This is a genomic window from Salibacterium halotolerans (genome assembly GCF_900115625.1).
Lineage (GTDB): Bacteria > Bacillota > Bacilli > Bacillales > Marinococcaceae > Salibacterium > Salibacterium halotolerans.
Map to the genome: position 1 here is coordinate 38,558 of NZ_FOXD01000011.1, position 16,190 is coordinate 54,747.

At 48.6% G+C, this 16,190-nt stretch carries 16 protein-coding genes; 10 read left to right on the plus strand and 6 right to left on the minus strand.

Annotated features, from left to right (window positions below):
* Nucleotides 1-6: 6 nt before the first annotated feature.
* Genes qoxB through qoxD form a run of 3 tightly spaced genes read left to right on the plus strand, consistent with a single transcriptional unit; the run spans nt 7 to nt 2,921 of the window.
* Nucleotides 7-1,956: a cytochrome aa3 quinol oxidase subunit I gene (gene qoxB / locus BM124_RS10470; RefSeq protein WP_244504306.1), complete on the plus strand. Its 1,950-nt coding sequence runs from the start codon at nt 7-9 to the stop codon at nt 1,954-1,956.
* On the plus strand, nt 1,953-2,561 hold the full coding sequence (qoxC, locus tag BM124_RS10475) for a cytochrome aa3 quinol oxidase subunit III (protein ID WP_093337395.1): 609 nt from the start codon (nt 1,953-1,955) through the stop codon (nt 2,559-2,561). The genes qoxB and qoxC overlap by 4 nt, the downstream gene beginning before the upstream one ends.
* Entirely contained in the window at nt 2,562-2,921 is a 360-nt protein-coding gene (qoxD, locus tag BM124_RS10480; RefSeq protein WP_093337397.1) for a cytochrome aa3 quinol oxidase subunit IV, read from the plus strand.
* Between the two features lie 214 nt (nt 2,922-3,135).
* On the opposite strand, the gene BM124_RS10485 is transcribed toward qoxD, so the two are convergent.
* The 4 genes from BM124_RS10485 to BM124_RS10500 all read right to left on the minus strand — a co-directional run bounded on the left by BM124_RS10485 (nt 3,136) and on the right by BM124_RS10500 (nt 7,511).
* The gene (locus tag BM124_RS10485) at nt 3,136-3,471 is read right to left on the minus strand and encodes a hypothetical protein (protein WP_093337398.1); all 336 of its coding nucleotides are present in this window, start codon (nt 3,469-3,471) and stop codon (nt 3,136-3,138) included.
* Nucleotides 3,472-3,619: 148 nt separating this feature from the next.
* Nucleotides 3,620-4,549, minus strand: coding sequence for a sugar-binding transcriptional regulator (locus tag BM124_RS10490; protein WP_093337399.1), 930 nt, complete (start codon nt 4,547-4,549; stop codon nt 3,620-3,622).
* 106 nt (nt 4,550-4,655) lie between these two features.
* On the minus strand, nt 4,656-6,662 hold the full coding sequence (gene tkt / locus BM124_RS10495) for a transketolase (RefSeq protein WP_093337401.1): 2,007 nt from the start codon (nt 6,660-6,662) through the stop codon (nt 4,656-4,658).
* Between the two features lie 36 nt (nt 6,663-6,698).
* Nucleotides 6,699-7,511, minus strand: coding sequence for a 6-phosphofructokinase (locus tag BM124_RS10500; protein ID WP_139217115.1), 813 nt, complete (start codon nt 7,509-7,511; stop codon nt 6,699-6,701).
* A 238-nt stretch (nt 7,512-7,749) separates the two neighbouring features.
* Between BM124_RS10500 and BM124_RS10505 the strand changes: the two genes are divergently transcribed.
* The 3 genes from BM124_RS10505 (at nt 7,750) to BM124_RS10515 (ending at nt 11,981) form a co-directional block, all read left to right on the plus strand.
* Complete coding sequence (locus BM124_RS10505) at nt 7,750-8,748, plus strand: ABC transporter substrate-binding protein (RefSeq protein WP_093337404.1); 999 nt, start codon at nt 7,750-7,752, stop codon at nt 8,746-8,748.
* 4 nt (nt 8,749-8,752) lie between these two features.
* Nucleotides 8,753-10,783 carry an iron ABC transporter permease gene (locus tag BM124_RS10510; RefSeq protein WP_093337405.1) on the plus strand — a complete coding sequence of 677 codons (2,031 nt, stop codon included), beginning with the start codon at nt 8,753-8,755 and terminating at the stop codon, nt 10,781-10,783.
* A gap of 103 nt (nt 10,784-10,886) precedes the next feature.
* The gene (locus tag BM124_RS10515; protein ID WP_093337407.1) at nt 10,887-11,981 is read left to right on the plus strand and encodes an AbrB family transcriptional regulator; all 1,095 of its coding nucleotides are present in this window, start codon (nt 10,887-10,889) and stop codon (nt 11,979-11,981) included.
* Here the strand turns inward: BM124_RS10515 and BM124_RS10520 are convergent.
* Nucleotides 11,966-12,748: an ABC transporter permease gene (locus tag BM124_RS10520; RefSeq protein WP_093337408.1), complete on the minus strand. Its 783-nt coding sequence runs from the start codon at nt 12,746-12,748 to the stop codon at nt 11,966-11,968. The two genes, BM124_RS10515 and BM124_RS10520, sit on opposite strands and share 16 nt — an antisense overlap.
* Nucleotides 12,741-13,382 carry an ABC transporter ATP-binding protein gene (locus tag BM124_RS10525; RefSeq protein WP_093337410.1) on the minus strand — a complete coding sequence of 214 codons (642 nt, stop codon included), beginning with the start codon at nt 13,380-13,382 and terminating at the stop codon, nt 12,741-12,743. The genes BM124_RS10520 and BM124_RS10525 overlap by 8 nt, the downstream gene beginning before the upstream one ends.
* Nucleotides 13,383-13,530: 148 nt before the next feature.
* On the opposite strand from BM124_RS10525, the gene BM124_RS10530 reads away from it, so the two are divergent.
* The 4 genes from BM124_RS10530 (at nt 13,531) to BM124_RS10545 (ending at nt 16,181) form a co-directional block, all read left to right on the plus strand.
* Entirely contained in the window at nt 13,531-13,809 is a 279-nt protein-coding gene (locus BM124_RS10530) for a GNAT family N-acetyltransferase (protein ID WP_093337411.1), read from the plus strand.
* 591 nt (nt 13,810-14,400) lie between these two features.
* On the plus strand, nt 14,401-14,748 hold the full coding sequence (locus BM124_RS19735; RefSeq protein WP_093337413.1) for a DUF192 domain-containing protein: 348 nt from the start codon (nt 14,401-14,403) through the stop codon (nt 14,746-14,748).
* Nucleotides 14,749-15,187: 439 nt separating this feature from the next.
* Complete coding sequence (locus BM124_RS18570) at nt 15,188-15,412, plus strand: hypothetical protein (protein WP_139217116.1); 225 nt, start codon at nt 15,188-15,190, stop codon at nt 15,410-15,412.
* A gap of 16 nt (nt 15,413-15,428) precedes the next feature.
* Nucleotides 15,429-16,181, plus strand: coding sequence for a hypothetical protein (locus BM124_RS10545; protein WP_093337416.1), 753 nt, complete (start codon nt 15,429-15,431; stop codon nt 16,179-16,181).
* Nucleotides 16,182-16,190 lie beyond the last annotated feature (9 nt).

Consider the following 16,190-nt stretch of genomic DNA (forward strand, 5'->3'; position numbering starts at 1 on the left):
GCAACAATGATGGACTTTCTGCTGAATGAGTTCCTGGTAACGGGAGACCCGTTAATTTATGGAGCTATGGTATCCATTGTCCTCGTCTCCATCGCCATTGTGTTCGTTTTGACGTATTTCCGGAAATGGGGATACCTGTGGCGCGAATGGCTGACGACAGTGGACCATAAAAAAATAGGAATCATGTATATCATCGCTGCGATAGCGATGCTGTTCCGGGGCGGTGTGGACGCCATGCTGATGCGTGCACAGCTCACCCTCCCGAACACGGAATTTCTGAATTCACAGCACTATAATGAAATATTTACAACACACGGCACCATCATGATCATTTTCATGGCCATGCCTTTTCTCATTGGATTGATGAACTTCGTCGTACCGCTGCAGATCGGTGCGAGAGACGTAGCATTTCCTTTTCTGAACGCTGTCAGCTTCTGGTCCTTTGCGTTTGGAGCCATGCTGTTTAACCTTTCCTTTGTTATTGGGGGTTCGCCGGATGCAGGGTGGACAAACTATGCCCCTCTTGCCGGGCCGAACCTGAATCCCGGTCCGGCTATAAACTATTACCTGCTCGGTTTGCAGATATCGGGCATCGGTACCCTTGCAACCGGGATTAACTTCATGGTCACTATTCTGAAGATGCGGGCTCCCGGTATGACTTTGATGCGGATGCCGATTTTTACATGGTCGTCGTTAATCACATCTTTTATTATCACCTTTGCCTTTCCGATTCTTACAGTGGCACTGGCTTTGATGACGATCGACCGCATATTCGGTTCACAGTTCTTTACGCTGACTGGTGAAGGAATGCCGATGATGTGGGCTAACCTTTTCTGGCTTTGGGGACATCCGGAAGTGTACATCGTTATACTGCCGGCGTTCGGTATTTTTTCGGAAGTTATTTCGACATTTGCCCGGAAGCAGTTGTTTGGTTACAAAGCCATGGTCTGGTCTATGCTTCTCATTGCCGGGCTCAGTTTCCTCGTATGGGTGCACCACTTCTTTACCATGGGAGCCGGTGCAGGTGTAAACTCTCTGTTCTCGGTTACAACCATGCTCATTTCCGTGCCTACCGGAGTGAAGATATTCAACTGGCTTGGCACGATGTATAAAGGAAAGATTCGGTTTGATACGCCGATGCTTTGGTCTCTTGGCTTTATCCCGTGCTTTGTTATCGGCGGAGTGACCGGGGTTATGCTCGCGATGGCAGCAGCGGACTATCAGTATCACAATACGTACTTCCTTGTGGCCCACTTCCACAACGTTCTGATTGCCGGAACCGTATTCGGCTGTTTTGCCGGCCTTACCTTCTGGTATCCGAAAATGTTCGGTCATAAGATGAACGAAAAACTGGGTAAAATCAGTTTCTGGTTCTTTGTTATCGGATTTAACGTATGTTTTCTTCCGATGTATTTCCTTGGATTTATGGGAATGCCGCGCCGGACATACGCCATTGAACCGGAATGGATGCCGCTTAACGTTGTCTCTACTGTAGGTGCGGTCCTGATGGCCATTGGTTTCATAGTATTTGTGTATAACATTTACTACAGCTTCCGTTACAGCGAGCGCGAAAAAACTGGGGATACCTGGGACGGCCGTGCGCTGGAATGGGCGACAACGACACCGGTGCCGTTTTATAACTTTGCCACCGTTCCTGAAATAACAGGACCGGAAGCCTTCTGGAAAATGAAGCAGGAAGGCGGCACGACGTATGATAAAGATAACCTTGAGCCTATTCATATGCCGAGTGATTCCGGCGTGCCGTTTATTATGTCGGCGTTTATGTTCGTAGCCGGGTTCGGTCTCGTCTGGGAATGGATGGTTGTAGCGATTGCCGGATTAATCGGCATACTTGCCTGCATGGTCGTACGCTCGTTTGATTACGATCACGGCTTCCACGTGTCGGTGGAAGAAATTAAAGAAACAGAAGAAAAAGCAAGGGAGGGAGAAAAATGAGCGGACATTCAGAATTGACGACGGGCCCTCTGGAATACCGGTCCCATGAGGATAGAATGACGGTTCTCGGATTCTGGTTATTCCTCGGGGCGGAGATAGCATTGTTTGCAACCCTGTTTGCCACGTATGCGGTGTTGTTCGGGCGGACCGCGGATGCACCCACGCCACAGGAACTGTTCGAAATGCCGATGGCGCTCACTATGACCTTCCTGCTTTTGACGAGCAGTTTCACCTGTGGCATCGCGATTCATGAAATGCGCCGCGGTTCCCTTAAAGGGTTGTTGACGTGGCTCATCATTACGCTTGCTCTTGGTCTTGGATTTCTTGGCTTTGAAATTTATGAGTTTGTGCATTATGCACATGAAGGGGCAACGCTGCAGTCCAGTGCCTACTGGTCAAGCTTCTTTGTATTAACCGGTACACACGGTGCCCACGTTACACTGGGCATATGCTGGGCCGTACTGTTGATCATACAGCTTAAAAAGCGCGGTCTGAATCAGATGACCGCCCGGAAGACATTTGTTCTTGGCTTGTACTGGCACTTTCTGGACGTTATCTGGATTTTCCTCTTCACGAGTGTGTATCTCATAGGGATGGTGGTTTAAATGAGCGCAGAGAACGAAAAGTTCCCTAAACAGCACATCGTCGGATTTCTCGGTTCCCTGGTTCTAACCTTGGCGGCGGCCTGGGCGGTGGTCGGCTCCGGCCTTCCGACGCACTGGATTATCATTTCCATCATGGTCATGGCCGTCGTGCAGGCTTTCATTCAACTGTTTATGTTCATGCATTTAACCGAAAAAAACGGATCCATTCAGGTCGGAAACATGCTGCACGCTTTCTTCATTGCTGCAGTCATTATAGCGGGTTCTGTCTGGACGATGTCATTTGGTTTCTCCCACAACCACAGCGATAACGGCGGCGGTGGGGAAGAAATGCAGATGGAAGAACAGGAGCACAATCATTAAAATATAAAAAAGTACCGCCCCAAAGCGGTATTTGATACGCAGCAAAACGCTTCCGGTTATCACACATGACAGCCGGAAGCGTTTTGTTTTGTTATACAGCGGAAAACGTTTGCTTTTAGATACAAAAATCCGAACGATGGGAAGCTCCAGAAGGTCGGCTTTCTCCTTCCGGAGTGATGCACCCAATCGTTCGGTTTTTTTATTTCAATACGGTTTACCCAAGACTTCTTCTCCATCTGGCGGATTTTTTATACTCATCATTTCTGGCGCTGGACCGGAAGGAGTGGATCCAGTCTTTTTTCTGCACTTCTTTAATGGAGCGGATGAGAAACATGATGACAGCAGCATCTGCAAGCAGAAGGCTGGCGTAAAAAGCAAAAATTGATGTCGGTGCATTCAGTACTGTAATAGATGTGAAATGGCTGAAGAAGTAGTCCCACATACCGAGCATCAATGCAAACTGTATGACGGCAGCCACCTTCAGGTTACGTTTGGCAAAGTAAAGGGGGGCTAGTGTCGCAACGAGCATAAACAACATCAATACATCCACGAAAAACACCTCGTTTCGATATTTTGATGAAACGCTTTCAGTTAATTGTTAACTTTATTGTAACAAATGATTCACAAAAAAGACACATCTACGTCAAAAAAATTTTAAATTTTTTGAGTGGAAAATGGAATTCATGAAACAGCCGGTTTTATTCCTGCAGAAGCCGTCCGGCTGTTTTCTGGTCTGTGATCAGTGTATTCGCATATCCTCCCCGGAGTGCTCCCCGCACCGCACGGTATTTCATCTGTCCGCCAGCCACGAGAATGGAAAGTTCTTTTTTTTTCAATTCGTGCAGTTCAATGCCGATCGTGCGGTCATTTAATTCTTCATGACAGATGTATCCGTAATCGTCAAAAAAACGGGAGCATATTTCCCCGGCAGCTTCATTATCGAGCTTTCTCCGTTCATCCTGTGTGAAGTAATCCGTCTGCATCAGTACAGAATCAATAGTCGGTGCCCCTACGCTGAAAATGGCCTTTTCCGCATCCTTTCCTTTTTGAAGGACACGCTGAATGTGGCGGTCTGTCTCTATGGCGTGTTTTACCGACACGTGATCTACAATGGCCGGGAGCGGCAGAAGCCAGTTATCGGTCTGAAAGGCGCTGCCGAGCAGGTGGATAATTTCTGTTGCATAGGTCTGGTTTCCGGAATGGCTGGCGCCGCCGTTTAACTGTACAATTTCGAGATTGGGAAGAGGGCGTGTCTGCATATGTTTAGCGGTCTCATACAGTGTTGTACCCCAGGATGCCGCCAGAATGTCATCGTTTTGTACGTGGCTGTCGAGAAACGAAGCTGCTGCTTCCCCGAGTTTTTCTTTCAATGTATATTCTTTCTCATCGACATGAACAATAATGACCTCTTTCAATCCGAACCGATCCCGCAGGGCAGAAGACTGCTGTTCAATCTGTTCGGACGGATCATGGATGGTGACCTCGACAATGCCTTCCTGTTTGGCTTTTTTTAATATCCTGGAAACAGTCGGACGTGACATCTCCAGTTTTTTGGCTATCTCCTGTTGACTGTAGTCATATTCATAATACATGCGCGCGGCGTCGATCATTTTTGAAAGCTGATCCATTTTTCTTCCTCCTGCGTACCTGAGTGCACCTTTCATTTTAATAAAAGTGAAACGAAAAATATATAGAAATCCGGAAGAGAGCGCCTCTTCCGGATCATCACATGTGTTACAGCAGTGCTTTTAATTTGGAAGCTACGTTTTCGGGGGTGAATCCGTACTGTTTGACGACTTCCGGTCCTGCCGCGGAAGCGCCGAACGTTTCGATACCTAACGTGTCTCCTTCTTCTCCTGTGTAACGTTCCCAGCCGAACGGGGAAGCCATTTCGACTGCTAGACGCGCTTTGATGTGCGGCGGAATTACGTCACGGCGGTATGCTTTGGCCTGCTGCTCAAACAGGTCCCAGCTCGGCACACTTACAACACGCACCGAAATATTGTCCTGTTCGAGGAGATTCTGGGCTTCAACGGCGAGCGACACTTCCGAACCACTTGCAAGAAGCAGTGCTTCGGGCTCTCCAGCGGCCTCACTGACTACATAAGCGCCGCGTTTAACGCCTTCTTCGGCCTTCTCAGCCGTTCCGGGCAGCACAGGCAGGTTTTGTCTCGTCAATACGAGAGCTGTCGGATGGTCTTTCGTTTCCATCGCCTGTTTCCACGCCACTCTGGTTTCATTGCCGTCTGCTGGACGAATGACTGAAATTCCCGGGATGGCCCGCATCGATGGGAGCTGTTCAATCGGTTCATGTGTCGGTCCGTCTTCCCCGACAGCAATGCTGTCATGGGTAAATACATAATTAACCGGGAGCTTCATGATGGAAGCCATCCGGATGGCTGGACGTAGATAATCAGAAAAGACGAAAAACGTACCGGCAAATGCTTTTAAGCCGCCGTGGAGAGCGATGCCGTTCAAGGCTGCCGCCATGGCGAATTCGCGGACACCGAACCAGACATTTTTTCCGGTGTAATCGGGCGGTCCGAAATCTTCGGTATCATTGATATGGGTTTTATTGGATCCGCCAAGGTCGGCAGAGCCGCCGAAGAACTCAGGGACGGTACGCGCAATCTCCTGAATCATGTCTCCCGATACGGCACGGCTTGCTTTAGGTTTGTCGTCTTCCTGATAAACAGGGAGGGAGGCATCCCATTCCGGCGGCAGTTCTTTGTTCAGTGCCTGTTTGAACTGACCGGCTTTTTCCGGGTCCCTTTGTTCCAGGTCGTTAAGCAGAGTCTGCCATTTCTCATGCTGCTCTTGTCCCGGTTTTTTCACCATGTCGTGGAAGCGGGTGTACACCTGATCCGGAACGAAGAACGGTTCCTCAAACGGCCAGCCGTACGCCTCTTTGGCCAGCTGCACTTCATCGGCACCGAGTGCAGCTCCGTGCGCGGCAGCACTGCCACTTTTATTCGGCGCGCCGAAACCGATGACCGTCTTGACTTCAATAAAGGACGGTTTATCTGTTACGGACTGGGCTTCTTTAATGGCTTTCTCGACAGCCTCCATGTCTTCTCCGTCCTCGATATATTGTACATGCCAGCCATACGCTTCAAAACGCTTCGCGGGGTTCTCCGAAAAAGAACGGTTCAGGTCGCCGTCGAGAGAAATATCATTGGAGTCATAAAGAAGAATCATTTTGCCAAGCTGCAGATGGCCGGCGAGAGATGCAGCTTCGGCACTCACACCTTCCATCAGATCCCCGTCGCCGCAGATGGCATACGTATAATGATCAATCAGCTCTGTTTTGTCGTCATTGTACAAGGACGCGAGCTTTCGTTCGGCCATTGCCATACCGACCGCCATCGCAACGCCCTGTCCGAGCGGCCCGGTGGTGGCGTCCACTCCCGGTGTATCAGCCGATTCCGGGTGACCCGGGGTCTTACTTCCCCAGCTTCTGAACTGCTTTAAATCGTCCAGACTGATATCATATCCGCTTAAATGCAACAGACTGTATAAAAGCATCGATCCGTGACCTGCGGACAGGACGAAACGGTCGCGGTTGATCCAGTCCGGGTGACCCGGGTCGGTCTTGAAGAATCTGCTCCACAGTGTGTACGCCATCGGAGCGGCACCCATCGGCATGCCGGGATGGCCGGACTGCGCATTTTCCACTGCGTCCATGGCAAGCGTCCGGATCGTTTGTACGGCCAGTTTATCTTCTTCTGTAAAATGTGACAAAGTTATGTCCTCCTTCTATTATACTTCAGGCATGTTTTATGCAGTGATGTGAAACCATTCCACCTGATAAGACGCCTCGAGGGAAGAGCGTCTCCATTCATCTGCCTTCCGGGCGGCACGGACCATCAAGAGTCTGTCTTTCGCCGTGAACTTCGGTCCGAGACACTGAGCGCTGTCCACGGTTACCACATTGACATGAGGGGACCGGCTTTGAGGCAGATGTTTCTGTACTTCGGCAAGGTCGACCGATTCCTCTACAGTGGCCAGAGCAAAGGTGTACCCGCTCCGGTAATGCTGTTCCAAATCCCGTGTGAAGCGCTGCACCGATTGTTCATCGGCGTTATTCAGTTTAAAACCTCCGGTGCACAGCGCGGTATCTTCCGTTAAATGGAGCGATGCACCGTCGGGAAGCTGGAGAAAAAACAGCCTCGGATTGTCGTATTTCATGGAATCGGCGGTGTCGGCGACACTGAGGGCGTACTGTACGATTTCATTAAGCGCGGTATCATACCCGATGGACTCCGATTGACGGATGCTCGGATAAAAAATGGAGACCGGCAGCATAAAGACCGGCTTACCAATGTCTTTTAAAAACTGCTGCAGTTCCCTTTCCGATGTCAGCGGGTCGGTCAAAAGCAGTACCATATCCGCATGTGCCTGCAGCGTCTCTGCTACTTCCCACTGTTTCAGCTGCATGGGGGAAAATGGTGCGCTCCGGGCAAACCGATCAGGGTTAAAAGGGTGCCATTCCGCTTTTAAACGACCAGGCAGAACCATATTCCATGTAGAACCGGACTCACATAGCTGTCCGGCAAAGAAGTGTAGAAAAGAACTGGGTAATACACTCATATTAACAACAGCAGCGTTCAACCTTTATCACCACGCATTGAAATAAATTTCATAAACAATTAAACATTTTTTCATCAATCATTATAAAGGATGAAACAAAGATTAACAATTAAAATTGATAAAAAAATCTGAAAAGATAGATTGACAACTTCATCATTTTCATTGAAAATAATTATTGATACTGATAATCTTTATCAATTAAATAGTGTTGAATACATTCAGTAAGGGTGAGGTACATATGAAAAGATGGATAACAGGTTTGGTGCTGGCTGGCACGATACTTCTTGCCGCCTGCGGGGAAGGCAGTAATGAAGCAGGATCAGGGTCAGAGAGCAGCGGAGAAAGCGGTGATACCCGGAGTGTGACGATAGAGGATGCAAATGGAGAGCAGACGATAGAAGGAACGCCGGAGAATGTGGTGGCCCTGGAATGGTATAACGCGGAGCAGCTGCTCTCTCTTGGCATTCAGCCTGCGGGAGTGCCGAATGTTGAAGGGTACAAAGACTGGATGAATACCGGGAAGGAACTGGCGGACAGCGTAGAGGACGTGGGTACACGTGCGGAACCGAACCTGGAAGCCATTTCCCGCCTCAATCCGGATCTGATCATTGCCGCTCAGTTCAGGCACGAACAGACGATTGACCGTCTCAAAGAGATTGCTCCGGTCATTACGTTTGCGCCGTACAACGAAGAAAACTCCCAGAATCTCTACAAGGCGCTGATGGATCAGTTCCGTACCATTGCCAAAGTGACGGACAAAGAACAGGAAGCCGATCAGGCACTGGAAGAACTGGATCAATTCTATGAAGAACAGAAACAGCGTCTTGCTGATGACGGACTGGATGGAGCCCGGTACGTGTCATCCATGACATTCAGTTCCCAGAACTCGCCGACGCTGCGGCTGTATACCGATAATTCGTATCCGGCGCAGGTAATGAGTAAGCTTGGTCTTGATAATGTCTACGAAGCAGATGAACATATGCAGTACGGGTACACCGAAGGGGGCGTGGAACCGCTCCAGAATTTCCAGGGAGAAGATGTCCGGTTCATCGCCTTTGTTCAGGAAGATGACAATATTTTCGAAAATCAGCTGCAGGGCAATCCGGTCTGGGAGAATCTTAGTTTCGTGCAGGAAGGAAACACGTACTTTCTCCCGGGAGATACACCTGTGATCGGCGGCGTATCCTCTGCCAGAGCATTAACAAAAGAGATTGTGGATTCTTTGGTGGAAGAGTGATCCTATGAAAAACAAAACGCCATGGCAGAATACGGTGCTTGCGGTTCTCACTTTTGGAGGTGGAACCGCTCTTTTGTTCGTTTTGACTTTTGTTCACATTAATCAGGGAGATGTATCCATCCCTGTTTCGTTAGTGGTGGAAGCCCTCACGAATCCGCAGGACATTCTCGCCCATCACACGGTGCGTATCCTCCGCATGCCAAGAGCGGTGATGGGGATCCTTGCCGGAGGTGCGCTTGCTGTATCAGGTGTTGTCCTGCAGACTGTTACGAAAAATCCGCTCGCTTCGGCCAGTACACTGGGCATTCATGCTGGTACATATTTTGCTGTTGTGGCCGGGACGGTCTTTATTCCGGCGGCGTTGTCTGCGAACTCGCTTTTGACAGCTTTTATTGGCGGATTGGGAACCTTTCTCATCGTTTACATGCTGTCAGGCGGGAAAAAAGCGACTCCGGTTCGGATGGTTCTGGCGGGTATGATCGTCACTCTGTTATTTTCATCGATGACCAATGTGCTCCAGATTTTCTATGAGCAGGAGACGGCGGGGCTGTTTTTATGGGGGTCCGGGACACTCGTTCAGAACGACTGGACCGGGGCTCAGTTTGCCGCTCCGTTTATTTTTGTCAGCCTTGCAGTAATCCTGATTTTGTCGTCTCAACTGGATACGCTGAAATTGGGGGATGATGTTGCCGCCGGGCTCGGACAGAATGTTCATGTCGTAAAAATTGTATCCATTACTGCAGCGGTCATGCTGACGTCTGTAACGGTCAGTGTCGTCGGCCCTATTGGCTTTGTCGGACTGATTGCTCCGCATATTATTAAACTTCTCGGGTACCGCAGGCATGTGCTGGTTGCGGGAGGTTCGTTTATATGGGGCGGGAATGTGCTGCTTTTTGCGGATATTCTGGCGAGAATCATTGACCCGTCTTTTTCCGAACTGCCGGTTGGGGCCATCAGTGCCTTAATAGGAGCACCGTGGCTGATCTGGCTCGTGCTGCGGATGCAGCAAAGACAGTCCGGGCAGCAGAATGCTTCTGTGATGGCGGGACGTCCGACAAGAGAACTGCCATTGACCATTCTCCTCCCGGTATTGATCGTCCTCATTGCCGTCATGGGCTTCATCAGTCTCGCATCAGGCAATTACGGCTTTGAACCTGTTGCTTTTTTCCAAGCGGTGTCTGGATCATCCAATGAGTTTATGAAAAATTTAATTGTTGATTTCAGGCTGTCCCGCGCACTTCTTGCATGTTTAGCGGGGATGATTCTGGCTGCCAGCGGATTGGTTTTTCAGGGCGTCCTCCGTAATCCCCTCGCTGACCCGTCCGTTATCGGTATAACGTCCGGGGGAGGAGCGGGTGCTTTGCTTGCGATGTATGTTTTTGGAGCATCGGGCGTGTGGATTCCTGCGGGAGCCATGGCGGGTTCCATCCTTTTCTTTTTCATTGTCATGCTGTTTGCCGTCCGTGCCGGATTTCAACCCGCGACTCTTGCTCTTCTCGGAATCGGGGTATCGGCCTTTGGTACCGCGGTCATTCAGATACTGGTTGTACAGGCTGATGTCACCGTGACGTCCGCTTTAACCTGGTTATCCGGAACAACGTATGCCAAAGGCTGGTCGGAAATCACCACCTATCTGATCTGGCCGGTTCTTTTCGTCTTTCCATTTCTGCTTCTGCGTATCCGGGTATTGGACACGCTGGCACTTGGGGACGATACAGCGAAAGGACTAGGGTTAAACGTGATGCAGACGAGGTTTCAGATGGCGTCTGCGGCTGCGCTGCTGGCATCATTGTGCGTCGCGGCGGTCGGTTCCATCGGCTTTATCGGCTTAATCGCCCCTCACGCCGCCCGTTTACTTGTCGGGCCGTCCAACCAAAGGCTGCTTCCTGTCAGTATTCTCATCGGCGGACTGCTGCTTCTTGCAGCGGATACCCTGAGCCGGACCCTGCTTGCGCCGGATGAAATACCTTCGGGAACGATTGTTGCTATTATCGGAGCCCCTTATTTTCTATGGTTGATGAGAAAAAGTGGGTAGACAAACAGCGGCCGGACGCAACCGTTTGAGATTGATAGAAAGGTAGTCTGTGTGCTAATCTGTATTGTAACAGATTACACGTTAGAAAAGAGATGAAGAACTCATGAAAGAAACGTTCCGCCCTCTGCTTCCTTACGGTGAGACGATCATGACGGCTGTGGCTGCGGGTTTTCTTTTTCATGTACTGCATCTTCCTCTTCCCTGGGTGCTCGGGCCTATGTCCGGGCTTATTTTATGGCGGGGATGCACGGGAAGAACCCTCCCCTGGCCGGCGCAGGGAAAGAGTATAGGACTTTTATTGGTCGGGTATATGATCGGGGTTTCTGTCACGGCCGGCACATTGGTTCAAATCGGCCGGCAGATACACCTGATTGCGCTTGTAACGATACTGACGATTGCTGTCAGTATACTAATAGGAAGTCTGGTATTCAAAAAGATGGGAATGAAGTGGGCGGACATTGTTTTCGGCAGCATTCCCGGCGGCTTGTCGCAGGTGGCAGCTTTGAGTGAGGAAGTACGGCAGGTAGATGCGACAAAAGTGCTCTTCATGCAGATGATTCGTATTATTACGGTGATTTTCACCGTTCCGTTTCTCGTCATTCATCAGGCAGCGCTGACAAACGATACCTCGACTGCTGCGGCCCATGTCCCTCTTCTTCCATGGCTGTCTTTTTCGCATATCGCGGTGTTGTGCGTATGCGGGGTGACCGCGTATTTTATCAATAAAACAGGATTTCCTGTTGCGTTTTTGACGGGGCCTCTGTTTACGGTGGCCGCTATCAACCTGTTGTTTGGCACAGTGGCAGATCTCCCGTCCTTATTGACGATTGCGGCACAGCTTCTTCTCGGTACCCATTTCGGACTGCAGATGGACCCCGGGCTGATTAGACGTTCCAAATGGATCGGGGTCTTCACGGTGCTGTGCAGCCTGCTTCTCGTCTTGTTGTCCCTTGGCATGTCTATATTTCTTACAAGCGTCACAGAGATGAACATGGCTACTGCGTTTTTAAGCACCGCTCCCGGCGGACTGGCGGAAATGACCGTTACCGGGAGCGGTGTTGGCGCGGATCTTGCGATGATAAGCGGGTACCAGTTGTTCCGCATTCTTTTTATTCTATTTCTGGCCCTGCCTTTGATTAAGTGGTGGTTTGTCCGGCAGGAGCAGGAAGAGCTGCCCGACACTCAGCCGCGCAGCTGACTTTTATCATTGAAAAACACTTTGTATCCGTTCTGCACGAATAGAATAACGGTGAGGGAGACGGCGCCGGTCACGCCGAGCAGGATGGCGATCTGATATTCGATGGCGGTCACGGGATTCACACCGGCGAGAATCTGCCCGGTCATCATGCCGGGGAGAAATACAATCCCGGTTCCGACCATGCTGTTGATTGTCGGAAGAATGGCATTGTCGAATGATTGATTAACAATCTTCCGGCTTGCTTCCTTAGGCGAAGCTCCGAGCATCAACGCGCTTTCGACGCGGTGGCGCTGGTCTTTCATGCCCTCGGTTAATGTCTGGACGCCGAGTGTGACACCGGTCATGGAATTGCCGATAATCATACCGGCGATAGGGATGAAATACCGCGGTTCGTACCACGGAGAAAACTGAATTACGATTACATTGAAATAGATCAGGCTGGACAGGGTCCCGGCGGCCATGGAAACAGCGATGATCTGTTTCATTTTTTTATCCAGACCGCTCCGCACGCGGCGGAAAATGTTCCAGACCGCAAACGTAATCATGAGCAGCACGACCAGTGCCGTCCATAGTGGATGCGGGTTATCAAACAGATAGATGAGAATGTAGCCGACAAGCAGCAGCTGGATCGTCATGCGCAGGCTGGAAATGAGAATTTCTTTGCTGCGTGGGATTTTTCTTATTTTTACAATCACAAGAAGCATGAGGATAAAGACATAGGCGGCGGCAAGCTGCCAAATGGTTAGATCGATGATCGTGTTATTCATTTACCTTTCTCCCCTTGTACGAAAACGGCGTAATATCAATCGTTTCGTCTGCATAAGCGTCGGCAATGCTGCGGGAATGGGTGACAAACACGACCGTTTTCTTTTTGTTCCGTGCGTGCTCTATAAAGGCTTCCATCACCTCATGCTCGAGTCCTTCATCGAGTGCGGACGTCGGCTCATCCAGCAGGCAGACCGGTGGATCCAGCAGCGTGAGTCTGGCAAGCGCAAGCCGCTGCTGTTCCCCGCCTGATAACGTTTCGGCGTCGTCATCGAGTTCTTTTTGGAGATCATACTGCTGGATAGAATGTTTCATCTGCTCTTCGGAAGGGAGGGGCTTGCCGGCGAAACGGCAGCCGGCTTCCAGGTTTTCTTTCACCGTGTCCCCGAACAGGACAGGCTGCTGGGAGAGCATTGCCGCTTCCCGCCGCAGTTCCACGGCATCCCAGTCCTGTACCGGTGTCGCTTGAAAGCGGATGACGCCTTTATCAGCGGACACAAGATGATTCATCAATTTCAGCATCGTCGATTTTCCCGTCCCGCTTTCTCCGAGCAGGGCTGTCATGCTCCCTTTCCGGATGGTCAGATTATCGATGTGCAGGATGTCTTTGTAGACGGCATCTTCGAATGTAAACATAACGGCTCCTTTTTGTATTGCTTTTCTCATAGTATCGCCATTTTTTTCTCCATACAATATAAAACATCGGCTCAAAAAGAGGAAATGTTTAAAAAAAGCAGCCGCAGGGAACTCCTTTACATAAATTAAAGAAAGGCGGTTGCCTGCTATGAGCGATATCCAAATCGGAGAAAATAAATTTTTTATCGAAAAAGACGGAAAAGAGGCCGCAGTCATTACGTATTATCACGACAACGACAGCAACATTGTCATCGATCACACCGGAGTGTCGGAAGAACTGCGGGAGCAGGGGATTGGCAAAGAGCTTGTCGCCAGTGTCGTGGATAAAGCAAGAGCGGAGAACAAGCAGATCATACCGGAATGCCCGTATGCGGAAAAACAACTGAAAGAAAATGAAGCCTACCACGACGTGCTCGCCACCGCCTGACATGAAGTCAGGCTTTTTTTGTGCGTGCAGTCATGGGGCCGGTCATGCTGGTCATGCGGCCGGAAAAAGGCTGAAGAGGAGCGCAAACGTAACGATAAACCGTTCATAAGACAGTTTAGGGTGGGAGAGCACCGGCCAAACGTAACCCGGCCCATTTCATAACGACGTTTAGGGGGGTCACCGGTGGTCCAAACGTAATCATGGGATGATATATATGATAAAAGGAAGCTGCGTTATGGAGACGCAGCTCTTCCTTTATTCATTTTGAAAGCGCTTAACAGTAAAATGATTCAAAAGAAGGATATGGAATATATAGTTTAGTATTCACAATCCTGTATATGAATCATCAGTTACTGGAATTTCAGGAAAAACTCCATTTGTATGGAAGTAGAATGCTAAATCCATGAGAAGAGAGTTTGGGGACAAGTAACTAATAAGTATGTAGTCATTTTTTAGTATGAAGTATGTCATAGGATATGATGTGCAACTATGTTCCTAAAAAAAGGTTAGAAGGAAACTTTAGGTTTTTTGGAGATTATGCTAATAATAGTAAGTGTGAAAAAGATGGAATCATAAGTAAAATTCAAGGACATGATAACCATTCTAACCAATCACACAAAAAAGAAAACATTTCCCGTCACCGTTCACTGTAGTGTGACAACAAAACAGCGGGTAACAGGCTTGATGTTCAAAAAATCATTCGAACAATCTGCATTGGTGATTCCAGACTGTCGTCAAATACATACTTTCTTTATGCGTTTTTGCATTGATGTGCTTTTCATAGATTCAAATAACTATATCGTTCACATTGAGAAAAGCGTGAAGCCGTGGAGGATCAGTCCAAAAGTTACAACTGCTTCCTATGTTTTGGAATCTGCCTCTGGCACCGGGGTTACCTCTGATTTCAATGTAGGAGATCAAGTTGAGATACTGGAGTGAATGAAGGTTGGAACTTTACGAAGCCAATACAAATAAAGGTTTTATACAGACATCGAAAAATTCGTGGAAAACAATAATGTTGCTGGTGCCTGTCTTATTTCTCATGTATATTCTGTTACTAATTGTGCAGAACGCATTTTTGAGTCAGCTCCCTTCGTGGGAAATGGCCGGCACAGTTATTTTTATGCTTGCAAGTTTGGTCATAAGCTCTGTTGGCTATTTTATCTTGGCCGGATGCTATTTATATTCCGATGGAGAGCACCCTTTTTCTTACATATCACAAGTTCTGAAAGAAAAAGGAGGATCCTTTCTCTTTACTACGGTCCTTTATATCAGTCTGGTTTTATTAGGCTTTTTGTTTTTTGTTCTGCCAGGTGTGCTGATTGGGCTGTTCGGAATTTTTTATCCCTTCATTGTTTTGGAAGGAGAAAAGAAAGGATTGGCAGCACTTAAAGAAAGTTTTCATTTGGTGAAGAAATGCTTTTTCAAAGTGCTTCTTTATTATATTTTGTTTTATTTATTGTACATTGCTCTTGGGACGCCGATTGCTGTTGTTTTATGGGAAAACAGCTGGATAGGGGAGGCGGCTGCAGGGGCTCTTGTTATTCCGGTAGAAGCGTTTTATTACTATAAACTATACCGGAAGACAGCTGATCACACATAGAAAGAAGGTGGATTTCTTGTATATTAAGCAGAATCATATCCAGCCGCAGACTTTGGCGGACATCGTAAATCAAGGAGTCGGCTTGGTATTGAGTCTCTTTTCCAACATGTTCTTTATACCCCTGGTGACGGCAGTCCCTTATTTCATTATCGTTGCATACCTGCGGTTTATCTTTCATGAAGAACAGCCTTGGTTGTCCTCTATTATTTCAAGTGCAGGAAGTGCTGCTTTTATTTGGCTGATGGGAAGTTTTACTTTCATTATATTGTTCAGTGAACCAGAAGCAACCTGGTCCGGAAATCAAAAAAATGCCCTGAGAAAATGGACAAAAATGCTGCCCGTTCTCATTCTGGGTTTCACTCTATTTTCCATACTGTCAGTAGCAGGTGGAGCGTTATTTCTGCTGCCGGGTTTACTTGTATTTCTGCTATCGATGTTATTTCCTTTTGTTACTATTTTCGAAAAGAAACCCGTTTGGCAGGCTTTTAAACGAAGCGCGTTTTTAATGAGAGGAGCTTTGTTTCGGGGAGGGTGTCTGGCTGTTCTAATGTTTTGGATTCAAATCATTCTGCACACTTCTATTCTTACGCTTATCCCCTCAGATGAATTTTTGATGCTTGGAATATCAGCGGCAGTTACGCATGCCGTCATTGTCCCTTTTCAGGCTGTTGTGATGGCTGTTTTCTATTTTAGTGTGAGAGCGGAAAAAGAAGCATTTGATTACAAAGTCTTTCAATTCTACGCATCACGATACGATGTTGCACAGTAAGAACCAGGA

Bases quoted from the DNA above. Each gene is read 5' to 3' on its own strand.
- qoxB (WP_244504306.1), top strand. From the start codon at position 7: ATGATGGACTTTCTGCTGAATGAGTTCCTGGTAACGGGAGACCCGTTA.
- qoxC (WP_093337395.1), top strand. From the start codon at position 1,953: ATGAGCGGACATTCAGAATTGACGACGGGCCCTCTGGAATACCGGTCC.
- qoxD (WP_093337397.1), top strand. From the start codon at position 2,562: ATGAGCGCAGAGAACGAAAAGTTCCCTAAACAGCACATCGTCGGATTT.
- BM124_RS10490 (WP_093337399.1), bottom strand. From the start codon at position 4,549: ATGGATCAGCTTTCAAAAATGATCGACGCCGCGCGCATGTATTATGAA.
- BM124_RS10500 (WP_139217115.1), bottom strand. From the start codon at position 7,511: ATGAGTGTATTACCCAGTTCTTTTCTACACTTCTTTGCCGGACAGCTA.
- BM124_RS10505 (WP_093337404.1), top strand. From the start codon at position 7,750: ATGAAAAGATGGATAACAGGTTTGGTGCTGGCTGGCACGATACTTCTT.
- BM124_RS10510 (WP_093337405.1), top strand. From the start codon at position 8,753: ATGAAAAACAAAACGCCATGGCAGAATACGGTGCTTGCGGTTCTCACT.
- BM124_RS10515 (WP_093337407.1), top strand. From the start codon at position 10,887: ATGAAAGAAACGTTCCGCCCTCTGCTTCCTTACGGTGAGACGATCATG.
- BM124_RS10520 (WP_093337408.1), bottom strand. From the start codon at position 12,748: ATGAATAACACGATCATCGATCTAACCATTTGGCAGCTTGCCGCCGCC.
- BM124_RS10525 (WP_093337410.1), bottom strand. From the start codon at position 13,382: ATGTTTACATTCGAAGATGCCGTCTACAAAGACATCCTGCACATCGAT.
- BM124_RS10530 (WP_093337411.1), top strand. From the start codon at position 13,531: ATGAGCGATATCCAAATCGGAGAAAATAAATTTTTTATCGAAAAAGAC.
- BM124_RS19735 (WP_093337413.1), top strand. From the start codon at position 14,401: ATGATAACCATTCTAACCAATCACACAAAAAAGAAAACATTTCCCGTC.